Source organism: Nonomuraea sp. NPDC005650 (assembly GCF_040605375.1).
Taxonomy (GTDB): Bacteria; Actinomycetota; Actinomycetes; order Streptosporangiales; family Streptosporangiaceae; genus Nonomuraea.
In genome coordinates this window covers 95,650-112,614 of record NZ_JBEXCR010000040.1, presented here as the reverse complement: position 1 = coordinate 112,614, position 16,965 = coordinate 95,650, and the positions used below count along the sequence as shown (strand labels likewise).

The window sequence follows — 16,965 nt, the reverse complement described above, 5'->3', positions numbered from 1 at the left end:
GGTGGCCTTGTCGGGTGGTGGGAACCCGTTGGGCGGCTCGGGTGGGTGAGGCGAACATGCGGGCGAAAGCCGTACGTGGCAGTGTGGGGTCATGTGCGGTAGATACGCGTCGGCGCGCAAGAAGCACGAGTTGCTCGAGGAGTTCCAGGTCGAGCAGGACGGCGACCCCGACCAGGAGCTCGGGGCCGACTACAACGTCGCGCCGACCAAGAACGTCTACGCCGTGCTGAGCCGGGTGCCCAAGGACGCACCGCGGGCGGTGCGGCAGCTCAGGATCGTCAAGTGGGGCCTGGTGCCCGCGTGGGCGAAGGATCCGTCGATCGGGTCCAGGCTGATCAACGCCAGGATCGAGACGGTGGCCGAGAAACCGTCGTTCCGCCAGGCGTTCGCCAAACGCAGGTGCCTCCTGCCGGCCGACGGCTATTTCGAGTGGATGCCGGTCGAAGGCGAAAAGAAGAAGAAACAGCCGTACTTCATCCATCCGGAGGACGGCGGGGTGCTGGCGATGGCGGGCCTGTACGAGTTCTGGAAGGACCCGTCGCGGGCCGACGACGATCCCCTCAAATGGCTGGTGACCTGCACCGTCATCACCACGGACGCAGAGGACGAGCTCGGCCGCATCCACGACAGGATGCCCATGATGATCGAGCGGGATCGCTGGGCCGAATGGCTCGACCCCAAGGTCACCGACGTCGAGCAGGCCTCGCGGCTGCTGGTGCCCGCTGAGCAGGGGCGGCTCACGGCGTACCCCGTCTCCACGGACGTCAACAACGTCAGAAACAACGGCCCGGACCTCATCAAACCTCTACCGGAAGAAGGGGAAACCGCACTTTTCTAAAGGTGTAAGAAGCGCGGTAAGTGGGCATTCGGTGAGGAAAGCGATGCATCCGTTTACTCGGTGTCACCGCCATAAATGCCCCCTAATTGCACCGGGCGGGACAACCGGGGAGTCCCAGCCGCGGGCTGCCGTGATTCACCCGGAGGTGCGGATTCGTGGATGTCACGACCGCTCGTGAGCGGCTGGAAGACATGCTCGTGGAACTGGACCGATCGATCGGGGTCCTCCAGGGCGATCCCGTCGCCGTCCGCGAGCATTCGGCGGCCGACGCAGGCTCGGACCTGACGGACGCCGATCGGGCCCAGGCCATGATGACCGTGGCCACATCACAGCGGCGCGCTGTGGTCGAGGCCATCAAACGCCTGGAGCAAGGCGTGTACGGCCGGTGCGTCGACTGCGCCAAGCCGGTGCCGGAAGGGCGGCTGGAAGCCCGTCCGGAGGCCGCGCGGTGCGTGCAGTGCCAGGGCAAGCGCGAGCGGCGCCGCTGACCGAGCCGGGAACACTGAAGAGCTGCCGCCGGACACGAAGAACGGCGGCACACCTCTTCCGCAGCCGGGCGGAGTCAGCTTTTGCGGCAGCTGGCGACCAGATGGATGCCGACGGTGTCGTCGTCGTCCGGATGGGCCTCCAGCTCCGTACGCACCAGGTAGTTCAGGGCGCGTGCGTCGGCCCCGAGCACGTGGTCGACCGTGGACGGCGACAGCACCGTGCGCGGCCGCATCCACTCCACCTCGAGCCCGGCGCCCACCAGCAGCTCGCGCAGTTGCCCGCTGCTGAAGCACCGCGTGATGCTGCCGTCCGGCCACGGCACGAGCATGACCTCGCCGGTCTGCCGCAGGTGCTGCCACTGCTCCTGCTCGGCCAGGATCGCCATGCCCAGCACCAGCGAGTCGACGCACACCAGCGCCCGCCCGCCCGGCCGCAGCACTCTGGCCACGTCGCTCATCGCCGACTCGGCCATCAGCTCGATCGACATCACGCGCTCCTCGGCGAGCACGGCGTCCACGCTCGCGTCGGGCAGGAACGCCAGATCGTCGGCGCGTACATGACGAACCCGGTCGGCATCCCGCAATCCGGACCGGACATCGACGGTGCGGCGGAAGTCGAGCACCTCGATCACCTTGTGCCCTGCCTTGGCCACCTGGCCGGACCAACGCCCCCGGCCGCCGGAGAGATCGAGGACGACGGAGGGCTCACCGGGGAGCCAGCGGTTGAGTTGTTCGGCGGCGACGGCGCGGTAGAAGGTCCAGTACGGCCCAAGCGTCCCTGAGCCGTTCAGTTCCTCGGCCGGAATGGGCAGCACACGCGACTCCTGAGTTCCGGGTAAAGGGCTACCAGCCGGTACGTATGGACGTTCCCCGCACCGGGTGCTTCGTACCTTCTATCTTGCGGGAACAGACAAGGGCGCGGGCGTGTTGCGACGAGCATGCTCACAATGGCAAGACTCCTCCCCACTGACCGGCAAGGCACCGGCCAGCGGGTATCCTCCCCTGAGTACGGTGTTCCGCAACAGCCGGCCACCGGTGATCTTAGGGGGGTGGGTCCGGTGCCCGCGACAGGCGCGGAGACGCTGGAGCAGCGAAGCGAGCGATTCGAGCGCGATGTCATGCCGTATCTCGAGCAGCTCTACTCCGCCGCGCTCCGGATGACCCGGAATCCCGCGGACGCGGAGGACCTGCTGCAGGAGACCTTCGCCAAGGCGTTCGCGTCGTTTCATCAGTTCCAGCAGGGCACCAACCTCAAGGCGTGGCTCTACCGGATCCTGACGAACACGTTCATCAACAGCTACCGCAAGAAGCAGCGTGAGCCGAAGCAGTCCGGCACGGAGGAGATCGAGGACTGGCAGCTCGCGCGGGCGGAGTCGCACACTTCGACCGGGCTGAAGTCGGCCGAGGTCGAGGCCCTTGAGCATCTGCCCGACGGCGACATCAAGCAGGCGCTGGCGGCCCTGCCGGAAGAGTTCAGGATCGCGGTTTACCTGGCCGACGTCGAAGGCTTCCCCTATAAAGAGATCGCCGACATCATGGGCACTCCGATCGGCACTGTGATGTCGAGGCTGCACAGAGGACGCAGGCAGCTCCGGGGCCTCCTTGAGGACTATGCTCGTGAGCGGGGTCTGGTCCCGGCGGAGGGATCGTAATGAGCTGTGGCAACCCGCATGACACCGACTGTCGTGAGGTGCTCGACAAGGTCTACGCCTACCTCGACGGCGAGCTGACCGACAACGACGTCGTCGAGATCCGCGTGCATCTCGAGGAGTGCAGTCCGTGCCTCCAGGAATATGACCTCGACAAGGCGATCAAGGCCCTCGTGCACAAGCACTGCGGCTGCGACCCGGTCCCCGGCGATCTGCGCTCCAAAGTGCTGGCGCGCATCGCGCAGGTGAGGGCGGAGCTGGCCGACTAGGATTCCCCCATGCGCGTGTTGGTCACCGGGGGTGCCGGGTTCATCGGGTCCAATCTCGTCGATCGCCTCCTCTCCGAGGGGTACGAGGTCGACGTGGTGGACGACCTGTCGTCGGGGTCCAGGGAAAACCTGGCCGGGGCGGCCTCCAGCGACCGTTTCCGGTTGCACGTGCTCGACGTGCTCGACCCCGCGCTGACCGGCCTGGTGGCCGAGCTGCAGCCGGAGGTCGTCTGTCACCTGGCCGCGCAGATCAGCGTGCGCAAGAGCGTGGCCGATCCGAGGCGCGACGCCAGGATCAACGTAGAGGGCACCGCCTCCGTGCTCGCCGCCGCCCACGAAGGGCGGGCCCGCAAGGTGCTGTTCGCCTCGTCCGTGGCCGTCTACGGCAGGCCCGCCACGATCCCCGTGCCCGGTGACGCGCCCACCGACCCGCGCTCGCCGTACGCCGCCTCGAAGCTGGGCGGCGAGACCTACCTCGCCGCGTTCCGCGCGCTGCACGGCATCGAATACACCACGCTGGTGCTCTCCAACGTCTACGGCCCGCGCCAGTCGCCCGAGGGCGAGGCGGGCGTGGTGTCGATCTTCACCGACGCGCTGCTCGGCGGCACGCCCACGGTCGTCTACGGCGACGGCACCCAGACCCGCGACTACGTCTACGTCGAGGACGTCGTCGACGGCTTCGTCAAGGCGCTCGGGCAGCAGGGCAACGGCCGGCGGTTCAACCTCGGCACCGGCATCCAGACCACCGACCGCCGGCTCCACTCGCTCATCGCCGACGCGGCGGGGGCTCAGGACAAGCCGGGGTTCGCGCCGCCGCGCCTGGGCGACCTGCCCGCGATGGCGGTCGATCCGGTGCCGGCCCACGAAGGGCTCGGCTGGCAGCCGCGTACGGACCTGCCGACAGGTGTGAAGAAAACCGTCGAATGGGCCCGAAATCGTCGCGTGAAGTAGTGGCTTGATTACGCTTTGCTTGCGATTTCCGACTACGCCCATGCAGCGACGTCGTCTTCTGTAGCGTTGAACCCCAGAACTCGACGTGGAGGCATGTGGATGTTCAAGGCACTGGTCGCCCGGCTGCTCATCGCCGCCGTCATGCTCACTCCTGTGGTCATGCTGATCGGGGGAGCGGTTCCCCCAGGGGTGTCCTGGACCTGATGTCCGTAGGGGGCCGCAATGCGTGATCTGCCGTGGCCTGCGAGGGTCTATCTGATCGCCGTGATCGGCGCGGCGGTCGCCCTCCTGGCGCGCAGCGTCATGGTCTCCGGGGCCCCCGTGGCCCCGGAGGACCTTGACGTCCTGCTGGTGCTCGCCCTGCTGTTCCTGGTGTGCGAGTCGATGCCGACGCTGCTCAACGTGGAGCAGTTCGCGGTGTCGGTCAGCTTCTCCGCCTCGCTGGCGGCGGTGGTGCTGATCGGCCCCGAGGGCGCCGCACTGGTGGGGCTGACCGCGATGGTGAGCGTGCGGCCCGGGCTGCCGCTGATCAAGCGGCTGTTCAACGGCGCGCAGTTCGCCATCTGCGGCTACGTGGCCGGGCGGGTCTACGAGGCGCTCCACGGCCAGGTCGGCGTGCCCCTGGTCAACGCGTTCGACGATCTCATCGGCCCCTACGCCGCCGCCATGGCGGTCTTCGTGCCGCTCAACATCGTGCTCACGCTGACCATGATCGGGCTGGCCACGCGGGTGCGGGCCACCGAGGTGCCGCTGCGCGGCATGGCCCAGTTCCTGCTGTCGTACCTGGGATACGGCACGTTCGGGCTGCTGGTGGCCGGGCTCTGGGCGACCGTGCAGTCGATCTCGGCGGTGCTGGTGCTGCTGCCGCTGTTCGTGGCGCGGTGGGCGTTCGGGCAGTATCACGCGCAGCAGCGCTCGTACGACGCCACGATCGCCGCGCTCTGCCAGGCCGTCGAGACGAAGGACTACTACACCCGGGGCCACTGCACGCGGGTCTCGCTCGCCTCCTCCATGATCGCTCAGGAGATCGGCATGGGCACCGAGCGCGTGCGGGCCATCCGCTACGCGGGCATGTTGCACGACGTGGGCAAGCTCGGAGTGCCCACCAAGGTGCTGCAGAAGGACGGGCCGCTCACCGAGGAGGAGTTCGCCGCGATCCAGCTCCACCCGATGCGGGGCCTGGAGATCGTGCGCGGCATCGGCTTCCTCGACGAGGCGTACGCCGGGATCATGCACCACCACGAGCGCCACGACGGCACCGGCTACCCGATGGGGCTGGCCGGTGACGAGATCCCCGAGTTCGCCAAGGTCATCGCGGTGGCCGACGCGTTCGACTCGATGACCTCCGACCGCTCCTACCGGGGCGCCAGGCCCGTCGCGGAGGCGCTCGACGAGCTGCGCAAGACCGCGGGCACCCACTTCGACCCCGTCATGGTCGCGGCCTTCATCCGCGTGCTCGACCGGGAGCCGTGGCAGCCGCCGCGCAAGGTCGACGCGCCGCCGCCCGACGAGACCCCGATCAAGGACCACGACGACCCGACCATGCCCATCGAGGTCGTGACCGGGCAATGATCACCACGGAGCGCCCGAGGCGCGCAGAACGCTCACTGAACACGGTCTTCCGCCGGCTCGACTCCGGCCAGCTGCTGCTCATCTGCGCGGCGGGGCTGGTCGCGATCGCGGGCGTCGCTCACACCGCCGCCGTCGGGCTCGACCGCACGGAGATCGCGGTCGGGTTCGGGGCGCTGATCGCGGTCGGCGAGCTGGCCAGGCTCACCATGCCGGGCAACAGGGAGGTCGCGCCCATCGGCGCGGCCGCCGCGCTGGGCTACACACTGCTGCTCGACCTCAGCCAAAACCCGCTGCGCCACTCCGCGCTGCAGGTCGTCGCCGTGATCGCGGTCGGCATGGCGGCCGGCGCGCTCCCGCACCTGGCCGTCGGCCGCCCGCCGCGGCTGGACGCGATGGCGCGGCGGCTGCTCACCGGCGCGCTGCTGGCCTTCGCGTTCCGGCCGCTGGCCGACCCGCTCTACCTGCTGACCAAACCGCCGACCAGCACCTGGTGGCCGGCGCTCGCGGTGATGGTCACGCTCATCGCGATCACCCTGCTGATCGACGTGCTGATCGCCGCGCTGCTGCGGGCCGAGCAGCTGCGCACCTCGTTCCGGGTGGCCGTGCGCGACGAGGTCAACATGGCCTTCCCGCTGGGCGCGGCCGTGGCCTCGTCGGGCGTGCTGCTCGCGCTGGCCACGCACAGCATGGACCTGGTGGCGCTGCTGGTGTTCGCGGCGCCGCTGCTCGTCACGCAGGTGGCCTTCCGGAAGTACGCCGGGATCCGCGCCACCTACCTGCAGACCGTCCGCGCGCTGTCGCGGGTCACGGAGGTCGGCGGCTACGTCGAGCCCGGCCATTCGCGCAGGGTGAGCCGCCTGGCCGTGGCGATCGGCAGAGAGCTGGGCATGGCCGAGCCCGAGCTGCTGGAGCTCGAATACGCCTCGCTGATGCACGACATCGGTCAGCTCTCGCTGCGCGACCCGATCCCCGGCGGCGCCACCGTGCTCACCGAGCCCGACCAGGCGCGGCGCATCGCCGAGCTGGGCGCCGAGGTGATCAGGCAGACCGGCGTGCTCGACCGGGTGGCCGACGTGGTGCGCCGCCAGTGCGATCCGATCACCGACGACCCGCCCCTGTCGAGCCGCATCATCAAGGTCGCCAACGCCTACGACGACCTGGTGGGGCCCTCGACCGACCGCGACCGCGCCGGGGCCGCGCTGGAGCGCATCCGGCTGTCGTCGGGCAGCGCGTACGATCCGCATGCGATCGAGGCGCTCACCCGGGTGATCGGCCGCGGGCGCGTCTAGTCCGTACAAGCGCTGTGGGGTTTTCGTCCGTTCACAATTGTGGGGTTCCTACAGATCATGATCGCCGGATCGGTGGTTTAGGGGGAAAGGAGCCGCGGCGGTCGCGGCCGTAGGGTGGTCGGCGTGCTTACTGAGACGCTCGGACCCGTTCTGATCGCCAATCGGGGGGAGATCGCGCGGCGGGTCATCCGTACGGTCAAGCGGCTGGGGCTGCGGGCCATCGCCGTCCACTCGGATGCCGACGGCGAGTTGCCGTTCGTGCGGGAGGCCGACGAGGCCGTGCTGATCGGTCCGGCCAGTCCCGCGCAGAGCTATCTCGACGCCGACAAGGTGCTGGAGGCGGCCCGCGCGACCGGTGCCAGGGCGATTCACCCGGGTTACGGGTTCCTCGCGGAGAACGCCGCGTTCGCCAGGGCCGTGATCGACGCCGGGCTGGTGTGGATCGGTCCCGCGCCCGAGGCCATCGACAGGATGGGCGACAAGATCAACGCCCGGAACCTCATGGAGAAGGCCGGCGTGCCGGTCGCCGCGGGCACCCGCGAGCCGGTCACCGACCTGTCGCAGGCGCTCAAGGCCGCCGACGCCATCGGCTACCCGGTCATGGTCAAGGCCGCGGGCGGTGGCGGTGGCATCGGCATGAGCGTGGCCCACGACGACGAGGGCCTGGGCAAGGCGTTCGAGCAGGCGGCCAGGGCGGCCGCCAGGTTCTCGGGAGACGCGCTCGACGGTCCGGCGGTGCTGCTCGAGCGCTACATCGAACGGGCCCGCCACGTCGAGGTGCAGATCCTCGGCCTGCCCGACGGCCGGGTCGTGGCGCTGGGCGAGCGTGACTGCTCGGTGCAGCGCCGCCACCAGAAGGTCGTCGAGGAGTCGCCGTCCCCGGGCATCACCCCCGAGCTGCGCGAGCGCATGCTGGCCGCCGCCGTGCGCGCCGGCGAGGCCGTCGGCTACCTCGGCGCGGGCACCGTCGAGTGCCTGGTCGACGCCGACGCGCAGGACTTCGTGTTCCTGGAGATGAACACCCGGCTGCAGGTGGAGCACCCGGTCACGGAGCTGGTCACCGGGCTCGACCTGGTCGAGCTGCAGCTGCGCGTGGCGGCCGGCGAGAGCCCCGAGGTGCGGCCCGCGACCACCGGGCACGCGATCGAGTTCAGGGTCTACGCGGAGGATCCCCAGCGGTTCTTCCCCGGGCCTGGCACGATCACCGCATGGGTCGAACCGGACGGAGAGGGCGTACGCGTCGACTCCGGCTATGCGGCCGGCAACACGGTCACCCCGTTCTACGACCCGCTGATGGCCAAGCTCTGCGTCCACGGCGAGACCCGCGCCGACGCGCTGGAGAAAGGGCGCAAGGTCGTGGCGGCCTTCGTCGTCGAGGGGCCCAAGAACAACCTGCCGTTCTGCGCGGAGCTGCTGAACAACGCGGAGTTCGTCACCGGCGACTATGACACTGGACTTGTCGGCCGGATGCGAGCCTAAGGTGAGTACATTGACGACAGATGGGAGTCCCGGTGGCTGAGGTACGCGCTGAGATGGTGGCGAACGTGTGGAAGGTCGTCGTCAAGGAGGGTGACACCGTTTCCGACGGCGACACGCTGGTCATCCTCGAGTCCATGAAGATGGAGATCCCGGTGCTCGCCGAGGACGACGGCGTGGTGGCGCAGCTCAAGGTGGCCGAGGGCGAAGTGATCCAGGAAGGCCACCTGATCGCGGTCATCGAGTAGATTGTTGCGCTCTCGCCAGGAACCTGGCGCGGTCGACCACGACGCGTTCGATCGTGCCGCGGCCCACGACGGTGTGTTTGTCGTGGGCCTCGAAGGCGAAGACCAGCCGTCGCCCGTCGACCTCGGTCAACTCGACGCCGATCTGCACGTGCGTGCCCAGCGGGCTGGCGGCCAGGTGTTCGAGCGTGACCCTGGTGCCGACCGACGTCTCGCCCGGCGCGAGGTGCTTCTCCACGGCCCGTACGGTCGCCGTCTCGGCCAGCGCGAGCAGCCGGGGAGTGGCGAGCACGGGCACGTCCCCGCTGCCGAGCCTCTTCGCGGTGTCCTCCATCTCGACCATGATGAGCAACTGGGCGCGGAGACCGGGAGCGAGCGTCATGGGGGCCAGCCTACGGTGGACCGAATTCGGTGCCTCGCTAATGGGCCCGCTGACTTCCCGGAAACGCGGACAAGTGCGTGCATAAGGCCCCAGGATAGGGTGTGTACGGCTTAAGACATTTGAGTGGCATGTGAGACAGGTGAGTCGTACACTCTCTGAGTTCCGTGACCACTGTGTGACCTGACCGCGACCAAAGTTCGCTTTGTTGGAGAGCCGCGGGGTGCAAGAGGTTACTGGTGTAGGGGGGTAGCGGGGGAGTCATGGTGGCCCAAGGGACGACGCTGGCGGGGCGGTATCGGCTGGATACCCGCATCGGCGCCGGCGGCATGGGCGAGGTGTGGCGCGGAGAGGACATCGTCCTGGCCCGCACCGTCGCCGTCAAGGTGCTGCTTCCCGGCCGTACGCAGGACCCTGGGTTCGTCGCTCGCTTTCAGGGGGAAGCGCGGGCGATGGCCACGATCAATCATGCCGGGGTCGTGGACGTCTACGACTACGGTGTCAGCGGAGACACCGTCTACCTGGTGATGAAGTTCGTCGACGGGGAGCCGCTCGACCGGTTGCTGGCCAGGCTGGGGCGGATCCCGCCACAGGCGGCCATGGAGCTGATCGCGCAGGCCGCGTCGGCGCTGCAGGCCGTGCACGATCGGGGGATCGTGCACCGCGATGTCAAACCGGGCAACCTGCTCGTCCAGCGCGACGGCACGCTGGTGCTGACCGACTTCGGCATCGCCCGCTCCGATCTGGCCAACCGGCTGACCGACGCCGGCATGGTGCTCGGCACGGCCGCCTACTGCGCCCCCGAGCAGGCCGAGGGCGCCCCTGTCACGCCCGCGGTCGACATTTACGCGCTCGGCGTGGTCGCGTACGAGTGCCTGGTGGGGCAGCGGCCGTTCGACGGCGACAGCGCGGTCACGATCGCGCTCAAGCACATCCGCGAGGCCCCGCCGCCGCTGCCCGCCGACATCCCCCAGGCCGTGCGCACGCTGGTCGAGGTCGCGCTGTCCAAGGACCCGGCCAGGCGCTACCCGACCGCCAGGGCCATGAGCGAGGCGGCCAAGGCCATCGCCAGCGGGCAGACGCCCGCCGCGCTCCCCGAGCAGCCGGTGCTGTCCACCGGGGCCACCATGGCGCCGCCGGTGGACGCGTACCAGACGGGTGCCCACCAGGCGCGTCCCGCCGAAGAGACGACCACCGTGACCGAACGGCGCCCGGGCGGCCGTCGCGCGGCCAAGGCGCCGCGCAGGACCGGGCTCATCGCGGGCATCGCCGTCGCGGCCGTGCTCGGCGCGGGCGCCACCGCGGTCGCGCTGACGGGCATGACCACCACGGGCGAGCCCACACCGACGAGCACCACCTCTCAGATGGCCGACGGCTCGCAGAGCAGCCCCAAGGTCACCAAGCCCAAGCCCACGAAGATCAGGACCCCCTCGGAGGAGCCGACCCCGGACCCCGAGCCGACGACCACGAAGCCGAGGCCCACGGAGACCGAGGAGCCCAAGCCGCCGACGAAGACGCCCTCCAGCACGCCGAGCGTCACCAGGACGCCGTCCAAGACCCCCACGAGCTCCCCGACGCCGAGCGTCAAGAGAGTACGCATGCCCAAGGTGGTCGGGTTGCCGTTCCAGCAGGCGCAGGAGATGGTCGAGGCGGCCGGCTTCGAGGAGATCATCCCCGACGACCGGACCGCCACCTCCAACGGCATGCGCTGTGGCAAGATCACCCGGACCACGCCGAGCGGTGGGACGGTGCAGGACGTGACCAAGCCGGTCACGCTGGTCGTCATCGACGGCGTCTGCCCGGAGGACAGCACAGGCAGCCCCTCGCCCAGTGCCACGCCCAAGTCGTAGCTCTCACACCCCCGTGGTGGTGCGGGGATAGGCGATCTGCGGGTCGGTGGCGATGTTCACCATGTACGGGATGCCGGAGTCGAACGCCCTGCGCAGTGCCGGCCCGATCTCCGACGGCTTGGTGACCAGCTCGCCACCTCCGCCGAGCGCGGTCACGACCTGGTCGTAGCGGCACTGCGGCTGGAGCTCGGCGGCCACGTCGTAGCCGTACAGGAACTGCATGGGGTGCTTCTCCAGGCCCCAGATGCCGTTGTTGCCGCAGACCATGACGACGGGCAGCTTGTGGCGTACGAGGGTGTCGACGTCCATGAGCGAGAACCCGGCGGCGCCGTCGCCCAGCAGCAGCACCACCTGCGAGGACGGCCGGGCCAGGCGGGCGGCGACCGAGTAGCCGAGGCCGGTGCCGAGGCAGCCGTACGGGCCGGGGTCGAGCCAGTTGCCCGGCTGCTTCGGCTCGACGTACTTGCCCGCGTAGGAGACGAAGTCGCCGCCGTCGCCGATCACCACGGCGTCGTCGGCCAGGACCTTGCCCAGCTCGCCGTACACGCGCATGGGGTGGATCGGGTCGGAGCCGGAGGCCAGCAGCTCGGCGTCGCCCGCGATGGCCGCGGCGGCCGTGTCGGCCAGCTTCGACACCCAGGAGGCGTACGCGTCGGGCTTGACCCCGGCGTCGCCGCAGGCGGTGCCGAGGCTCCAGAACACCACGGACAGGTCGCCCGCGGCGGACGCGACCGGCCGCATGTGGGTGGCCAGCTGGGACGGCGCGTCGGCGATGTGCACGACGCGGGCCAGCGCGTCCTTGCTGCCGAACCAGCCGTAGTTCAGGCGGAAGTCGAGCGGCGTGCCGATCACGATGACCAGGTCGGCCTGCTTGAACGCCAGGCTGCGGGCCCGCGTGACCAGCAGCTCGTGGCCCGAGGGCAGGATGCCGCGGCCCTGGCCGTTGGGGATGACCGGCAGCCGCCACGTCTCGGCGAAGTCGCGCGCGGCCTCCTCGGCCCGGTCCATCCACACGTCGGAGCCGTAGACGAGCACGGGCCGCTCGGCCTCGGCCAGCAGCCGCGCGATGGCGGCCAGGTCGTCGGGGTCGGGTTCGAGCGGCGACGGCGTCTGCGTCCGCACCTCGTGCTCGGGCGAGGGGGAGAACAGGTGGTCCATGTAGAAGTCGAGGAAGACCGGGCCGCGGTGGGGGGCGACCGCGGTGCGGAAGGCCATCTCGACGTCCTGGCCGACGGACTCGGCGCCGGTCGCGGTGAACGACAGCTTGGTGATCGGCTTGAGCAGCGGCGGGTGGTCCAGCTCCTGGAGGGCACCGCTGCCCCAGCGCGCCTGGGGCGCCCGGCCGCCCATGACGACGACGGGGGAGCCGTTGAAGTGGGCGGTCGCGACGCCGCTGACGCCGTTGGTGATGCCGGGGCCCGCGGTCAGCACGGCCAGGCCCGGTTTTCTGGTCAGGCGGGCCGTCGCCTCGGCGGCGAAGACCGCGCTCTGCTCGTGGCGTACGTCGAGGATGCGCATGTCCTCGTGTACGGCGCCGTCGTAGAGGGGGAAGACGTGCCCTCCCGACAGCGTGAACATGGTCTCGACGCCGTAGGCCTTGGAAACGGCGACGGCGGCGTCACCGGCGTGCTTCGCAGACTCCATGCCGGGAACTTACAACTTACCGAAGGTCCCCAGAAAGCCTCGACCCTCAAATCAGGTCGAGGATGGATGCGATCCCCGTCAGGGGAGGACCTTGCGGAGCGAGGGACCAGAAGCGGCCGTAAATGATGGCGCGGTTGACGCACCCGGTGACCAGGTGGGCAATCGCGGAGAGCACGTGCCTGCCGCTCCGGTATTCCGCTTTCTGGCTCGTGGACCAGGCGATAGTATGTTCGAACTGATGTGGTGTGAGATGCTGATGGGGGAGGTGTTTCACACGTGCTGGCGGGCCGGAAGTACCGGTTGGAGTTCGACTTCGGCCAAAAGTTGTTCGCCGAGCGGCTGGGCGGCATCTGCCGCAGCGTGTGGAACACCGGTCTGGAACAGCGCCGTGCCTATCGACGCCGGGACGCGTTCATCGGCTACGCCGAGCAGTGTCGTCAGCTTGCCGAGGCCAAGGCCGACCCGGATTGCGCTTGGCTGGCCGAGGCGCCCGCGCAGGTCATCCAGCAGACGCTGAAAGACCTGGACGAGGCGTGCCGCAGGCACGGCACCTGGAAGGTGCGGTGGAAAGTGCGGGCGAGGTGGCGGCCGTCGTTTCGATTCCCGACGGCACAGCAGATCCCGATCCAGCGGATCAGCCGCACGTGGGGGCGGGTGTTCCTGCCGAAGTTCGGGTGGGTGAAGTTCCGCCTGTCCCGCCCCCTGGGCGGCAGGGTGAAGTCGGCGACCGTGGCCCGCGACGGCAGGCACTGGTTCATCAGCTTCCTAGTGGACGACGGGCTTGCCGAGGTGAGTGAACACGCTCGTCCCGGTCGGCATGTGGGAGTGGACCGGGGGGTTGTCACCGCCGCGGTCACCAGTGACGGGGAGTTCTTCGACCGCCGTCACGCCGATGAGAGGAGTGTGTCGTCGATGGCGCCGCCGACGGTCACGACCGGCGACGCTCCCGGCGACACGGGGTTTCTCACGGCGGGTGAGGCGAGGCGGTATGTGCGACTGCAACGACGGCTCGCGCGTTCGAAGAAGGGGTCGAACCGGCGTAAGCAGGTGGTCCGGGCACTGGGGGATCTGATGCGGCGAGCGTGGTGGCGGCGTGCGGACTTCAACGCCCAGGCCGCGCACCGGCTCACCCGCGACTACGCGATCGTCACGCTGGAGAAGCTGAACATCCGGGCGATGACAGCGTCTGTCGCGCCGAGACCCGACCCTGGCACGCCGGGCGCGTACCTTGCTAGCGGGCGCGCGGCGAAGGCCGGGCTGAACAGATCGATCGTGGACAAGGCCTGGTACGGACTGGAGACCGCGTTGCGGTCCAAGGCCCGCTACACCGGAACCGACATCCGAGTCGTTGATGCCGCGTACACGTCAATGACCTGCTCGAACCCGGACTGCGGGAAGGTGGACGCGAAGAGCCGCGAGAGCCAAGCGGTCTTTCGATGCACCTCCTGTGGGCATGTCGAGCACGCCGACGTGAACGCTGCCAAGAACATCAAAGCCAGAGGACAGACGGCCGGGCCGGTCGTGTCAGGGCGTGGAGACCCGACCGGGTCGGTGAAGCGTCAAGCGCCCCGTACCACAGTTCGCGGCTCCCACGCCGCAGGCTGCCGCGTGAGCGGCACGGGAATCCCCGTCAGCTTCAGGCCGGGGAGCGAGTCAACAACCAGTCACCAGAGTGATCTTAAGGATCTTCAGTCGCAGCAGACGGACACCCTGCCCTTCGGCGCCTTCGCGACGATCTTCCGCAGTGACGCGGGGTTCCGGTCGACGTCGATCTCGGTGTCGACCCCCTCCGCCGTCACGTCGTAGACCGTCGTCGGCAGGTCGAGGTTGACGTTGCCCACCGTCCGCACCACTGCTTTGACGGACGTGGGAGCGCTGATGAACGACAGATCGACGTTCCCCGAGCCGATCTCCACGTCGGCCCCCTCGACGTCGAGCCCCCTGGCATCGACATTGCCCGTGCCGCTCCTGGCCCAGATGGCGCCGGAGAGGTTCCTGACGTTGACGTCGCCGGCGACGGTGGACAGGCGCACCTTGCCGAAGAGATCGCTGACGTCGAGTATGCCGTTGCCCGTGCCTGCCTCCAGGTCGATCTCCGGCGGCACGAAGATCACGTAATCGGCCATGCAGATGGGGCCAGTTGGCTGCTCCTCACCTGGGCAGACGGCGTCGAGCCGCAGGGTGCTGGAACGGGAGTCCCAATCCTCGGTGATGGTCGGCCGGTCCCTCGACCAGCGCAGCGACCTCGCGATGAGCAGCTCGCCGGCCTTGCCCGGCAGGATGGTCAGGTCGACCTGGGTGCCCTTGCCCGTCTTGATGCGCAGGTTCTTCTGCTCGAAGGCGATGGACCTCTGCGTGCGCTCCTCCGGAATGCTGGCCCGCGCGAACCCGCGCCAGAGCCCCAAGGTGGAGATCAGCAGCGCGATCACGGTCGCCACCGCGCCCGCCGCCAGCCAGGCGACTCTCACGGCAGGCTCCTGATCTTGAGGAACTGCAGGACGGCCAGCACGCGCCGGTGGTCGCCCTCGGCCGGTGACAGGTCGAGCTTGGCGAAGATGTTGCCGATGTGCTTGCCCACCGCCCCTTCGCTGAGCACCAGGGCCTGGCCGATGCCGGCGTTGGACCGGCCCTCCGCCATCAGCTTGAGCACCTCGTGCTCCCTGGGCGTGAGCCGTTCGAGCGGGTCGCTGTTGCCGCGCAGCAGGAGCTGGGCCACCACCTCGGGGTCGAGCGCGGTGCCGCCGGCGGCCACCCTGCGCAGCGCGTCGATGAACTCCGTCACGTCCGCCACCCGGTCCTTGAGCAGGTAGCCGACCCCGCCCGTCGCGGCCGAGGCGAGGAGCTGGGCGGCGTAGCGCTCCTCGACGTACTGCGAGAGCACCAGGACGGGCAGGCCCGGCTGCTGGCGGCGCAGCACGAGCGCGGCCCGCAGGCCCTCGTCGGTGTGCGTGGGCGGCATCCTGACGTCCGTGATGACCAGCTCGGGCTTGTGCTCCTCGGCCGCCCGCAGCAGCCCCTCCGCCTCGTCCACGGCCGCCACGACCTCCATGCCGGAGGCGCCCAGGAGCCTGATCAGCCCCTCGCGCAGCAGTACGGAGTCCTCGGCGAGCACTACTCGCACGGCAGATCCACCTCGATCGTCGTAGGGCCGCCCAGCGGGCTGGACAGCCGGAGCGACCCGTCCACCGAGTCGATCCGCTGGGCCAGGCCGCGCAGCCCCGTGCCGCCGTCCAGCCGGGCGCCGCCGCAGCCGTCGTCGTACACGAGCATGTGCAGGCGGTCGCGCTCGCGCCGCACGCTCACCTCGGCCTTGGTGGCCGCCGCGTGCTTGGCGATGTTGGTCAGTGCTTCGGACACGATGAAGAAGGCCACCGCCTCGATGGTCGGACTTGCCCGCCGCTCGATGTCGACGTGGAGTTTCACGGGGAACGGCGCGCGGGCCGCGACGCCGGACAGCGCCGCGTCCAGGCCCTGGTCGTTCAGTACGGCCGGATGCAGGCCCCGTACGAAGTCGCGCAGCTCCTTGAGCGCCTGCTTGGCCTCCTCGTGCGCCTGCGCGATGGCCTCGCGGGCCGGCTCGGGCAGGTCGGTCAGGGTGGCCCTGGCCAGGCCGAGGTTCATGGCCAGCGAGACGAGCCGCTGCTGGGCGCCGTCGTGCAGGTCACGCTCGATCCTGCGCCGCTCGGCGTCGGCCGCGTCGATGACCCCCGCCCGGCTCTCCGTCAGCGTCTCGATCCGCTGGCCCAGCTCCGAGCGGCTGGGCCCGAGCAGCGTACGCGCCACCGACAGGTCCAGCGCCGCCATGCCGCGCGCCAGCACCGGCGCGAGCAGCAGCAGCACGAGCCCGATCGCCATGAAGACCAGCACGACCTTCCCGTCCCTGAGGTCGAACTCGAACTCCAGCGGCGGGGGCTGCAACTTCCGCGGCAGGAACGCCAGCAGCCCCACGATCGCCCCACCCCACGCGATCGCCACCAGGAACGCGCCCACGGCCCCCACGAACGGCGACAGCAGGTGATAGCTGATCTGCCGCCACGTGGCCGGGCTGCGCCAGCTGCTCGGGGAGACCACGGGCGGGATGCGCGCACCCAGGAACGCCTCGAACCTCGACCGCTGCACCCTCGTGAACAGCGGCACGCTCCGCATCAGCAGGGGCGGCGACACGGCCAGGACGAGCGTCAGCCCGCCGAGCAGCACGGCGACCGGCAGACCGATCATCACGTGGGCCGTGTCGAGCCACGCCCGCGCCGACCACGGACGGGGGACCTTCATGCCCTCAACGGTATTGAGCAGCGGGGGAGACACGAAATAGCCC

The 16,965-nt window shown here is 69.6% G+C and carries 17 protein-coding genes; 11 read left to right on the top strand and 6 right to left on the bottom strand.

Features of this window, described 5'->3' with window-relative positions; all coding sequences use genetic code 11:
• Window positions 1-91 precede the first annotated feature (91 nt).
• On the top strand, window positions 92-838 hold the full coding sequence (locus ABZS69_RS49515; RefSeq protein ID WP_355386576.1) for an SOS response-associated peptidase: 747 nt from the start codon (window positions 92-94) through the stop codon (window positions 836-838).
• Window positions 839-993: 155 nt separating this feature from the next.
• On the top strand, window positions 994-1,326 hold the full coding sequence (locus ABZS69_RS49510; protein ID WP_355386573.1) for a TraR/DksA C4-type zinc finger protein: 333 nt from the start codon (window positions 994-996) through the stop codon (window positions 1,324-1,326).
• Between the two features lie 74 nt (window positions 1,327-1,400).
• Here the strand turns inward: ABZS69_RS49510 and ABZS69_RS49505 are convergent, their stop codons facing one another.
• The gene (locus ABZS69_RS49505; protein WP_355386570.1) at window positions 1,401-2,141 is read right to left on the bottom strand and encodes a methyltransferase domain-containing protein; all 741 of its coding nucleotides are present in this window, start codon (window positions 2,139-2,141) and stop codon (window positions 1,401-1,403) included.
• Between the two features lie 132 nt (window positions 2,142-2,273).
• Between ABZS69_RS49505 and ABZS69_RS49500 the strand changes: the two genes are divergently transcribed.
• The 7 genes from ABZS69_RS49500 to ABZS69_RS49470 all read left to right on the top strand — a co-directional run bounded on the left by ABZS69_RS49500 (window position 2,274) and on the right by ABZS69_RS49470 (window position 8,780).
• Window positions 2,274-2,978: a sigma-70 family RNA polymerase sigma factor gene (locus ABZS69_RS49500; RefSeq protein ID WP_355386567.1), complete on the top strand. Its 705-nt coding sequence runs from the start codon at window positions 2,274-2,276 to the stop codon at window positions 2,976-2,978.
• Window positions 2,978-3,244, top strand: a complete 267-nt coding sequence (gene rsrA, locus ABZS69_RS49495) for a mycothiol system anti-sigma-R factor (protein ID WP_355386564.1) — start codon at window positions 2,978-2,980, stop codon at window positions 3,242-3,244. The genes ABZS69_RS49500 and rsrA overlap by 1 nt, the downstream gene beginning before the upstream one ends.
• 9 nt (window positions 3,245-3,253) lie before the next feature.
• Entirely contained in the window at window positions 3,254-4,195 is a 942-nt protein-coding gene (locus ABZS69_RS49490; protein ID WP_355386561.1) for an NAD-dependent epimerase/dehydratase family protein, read from the top strand.
• A gap of 222 nt (window positions 4,196-4,417) precedes the next feature.
• Complete coding sequence (locus tag ABZS69_RS49485) at window positions 4,418-5,767, top strand: HD-GYP domain-containing protein (protein ID WP_355386558.1); 1,350 nt, start codon at window positions 4,418-4,420, stop codon at window positions 5,765-5,767.
• Complete coding sequence (locus tag ABZS69_RS49480) at window positions 5,764-7,056, top strand: HD domain-containing phosphohydrolase (RefSeq protein WP_355386555.1); 1,293 nt, start codon at window positions 5,764-5,766, stop codon at window positions 7,054-7,056. Before ABZS69_RS49485 ends, ABZS69_RS49480 begins: the two co-directional genes overlap by 4 nt.
• Window positions 7,057-7,179: 123 nt before the next feature.
• Window positions 7,180-8,535, top strand: a complete 1,356-nt coding sequence (locus ABZS69_RS49475) for a biotin carboxylase N-terminal domain-containing protein (protein WP_355386552.1) — start codon at window positions 7,180-7,182, stop codon at window positions 8,533-8,535.
• A gap of 32 nt (window positions 8,536-8,567) precedes the next feature.
• Window positions 8,568-8,780, top strand: a complete 213-nt coding sequence (locus ABZS69_RS49470) for a biotin/lipoyl-binding carrier protein (RefSeq protein WP_355386549.1) — start codon at window positions 8,568-8,570, stop codon at window positions 8,778-8,780.
• Here ABZS69_RS49470 and ABZS69_RS49465 read toward each other — a convergent pair.
• Window positions 8,770-9,159 carry a hotdog domain-containing protein gene (locus tag ABZS69_RS49465; protein WP_355386546.1) on the bottom strand — a complete coding sequence of 130 codons (390 nt, stop codon included), beginning with the start codon at window positions 9,157-9,159 and terminating at the stop codon, window positions 8,770-8,772. The two genes, ABZS69_RS49470 and ABZS69_RS49465, sit on opposite strands and share 11 nt — an antisense overlap.
• A 260-nt stretch (window positions 9,160-9,419) precedes the next feature.
• Between ABZS69_RS49465 and ABZS69_RS49460 the strand changes: the two genes are divergently transcribed.
• Entirely contained in the window at window positions 9,420-11,006 is a 1,587-nt protein-coding gene (locus ABZS69_RS49460) for a protein kinase (protein WP_355386543.1), read from the top strand.
• A 3-nt stretch (window positions 11,007-11,009) separates the two neighbouring features.
• On the opposite strand, the gene ABZS69_RS49455 is transcribed toward ABZS69_RS49460, so the two are convergent.
• Window positions 11,010-12,650, bottom strand: coding sequence for an acetolactate synthase (locus ABZS69_RS49455; protein ID WP_355386540.1), 1,641 nt, complete (start codon window positions 12,648-12,650; stop codon window positions 11,010-11,012).
• A 276-nt stretch (window positions 12,651-12,926) separates the two neighbouring features.
• On the opposite strand from ABZS69_RS49455, the gene ABZS69_RS49450 reads away from it, so the two are divergent.
• Window positions 12,927-14,456, top strand: a complete 1,530-nt coding sequence (locus tag ABZS69_RS49450) for a transposase (protein WP_355386537.1) — start codon at window positions 12,927-12,929, stop codon at window positions 14,454-14,456.
• Here the strand turns inward: ABZS69_RS49450 and ABZS69_RS49445 are convergent.
• From ABZS69_RS49445 to ABZS69_RS49435, 3 genes are read right to left on the bottom strand one after another with little or no spacing between them, the layout of a single operon-like run.
• Complete coding sequence (locus ABZS69_RS49445; protein ID WP_355386535.1) at window positions 14,339-15,118, bottom strand: hypothetical protein; 780 nt, start codon at window positions 15,116-15,118, stop codon at window positions 14,339-14,341. The two genes, ABZS69_RS49450 and ABZS69_RS49445, sit on opposite strands and share 118 nt — an antisense overlap.
• Window positions 15,115-15,771: a response regulator transcription factor gene (locus tag ABZS69_RS49440; protein ID WP_355386532.1), complete on the bottom strand. Its 657-nt coding sequence runs from the start codon at window positions 15,769-15,771 to the stop codon at window positions 15,115-15,117. Before ABZS69_RS49440 ends, ABZS69_RS49445 begins: the two co-directional genes overlap by 4 nt.
• Complete coding sequence (locus ABZS69_RS49435; RefSeq protein WP_355386529.1) at window positions 15,762-16,922, bottom strand: histidine kinase; 1,161 nt, start codon at window positions 16,920-16,922, stop codon at window positions 15,762-15,764. Before ABZS69_RS49435 ends, ABZS69_RS49440 begins: the two co-directional genes overlap by 10 nt.
• Window positions 16,923-16,965: the final 43 nt, after the last annotated feature.

Excerpts from the sequence above, each read along its gene's own strand:
- ABZS69_RS49515 (WP_355386576.1), top strand. The coding sequence starts at position 92 with ATGTGCGGTAGATACGCGTCGGCGCGCAAGAAGCACGAGTTGCTCGAG.
- ABZS69_RS49500 (WP_355386567.1), top strand. The coding sequence starts at position 2,274 with ATGGCAAGACTCCTCCCCACTGACCGGCAAGGCACCGGCCAGCGGGTA.
- rsrA (WP_355386564.1), top strand. The coding sequence starts at position 2,978 with ATGAGCTGTGGCAACCCGCATGACACCGACTGTCGTGAGGTGCTCGAC.
- ABZS69_RS49490 (WP_355386561.1), top strand. The coding sequence starts at position 3,254 with ATGCGCGTGTTGGTCACCGGGGGTGCCGGGTTCATCGGGTCCAATCTC.
- ABZS69_RS49485 (WP_355386558.1), top strand. The coding sequence starts at position 4,418 with ATGCGTGATCTGCCGTGGCCTGCGAGGGTCTATCTGATCGCCGTGATC.
- ABZS69_RS49480 (WP_355386555.1), top strand. The coding sequence starts at position 5,764 with ATGATCACCACGGAGCGCCCGAGGCGCGCAGAACGCTCACTGAACACG.
- ABZS69_RS49465 (WP_355386546.1), bottom strand. The coding sequence starts at position 9,159 with ATGACGCTCGCTCCCGGTCTCCGCGCCCAGTTGCTCATCATGGTCGAG.
- ABZS69_RS49460 (WP_355386543.1), top strand. The coding sequence starts at position 9,420 with ATGGTGGCCCAAGGGACGACGCTGGCGGGGCGGTATCGGCTGGATACC.
- ABZS69_RS49455 (WP_355386540.1), bottom strand. The coding sequence starts at position 12,650 with ATGGAGTCTGCGAAGCACGCCGGTGACGCCGCCGTCGCCGTTTCCAAG.
- ABZS69_RS49435 (WP_355386529.1), bottom strand. The coding sequence starts at position 16,922 with ATGAAGGTCCCCCGTCCGTGGTCGGCGCGGGCGTGGCTCGACACGGCC.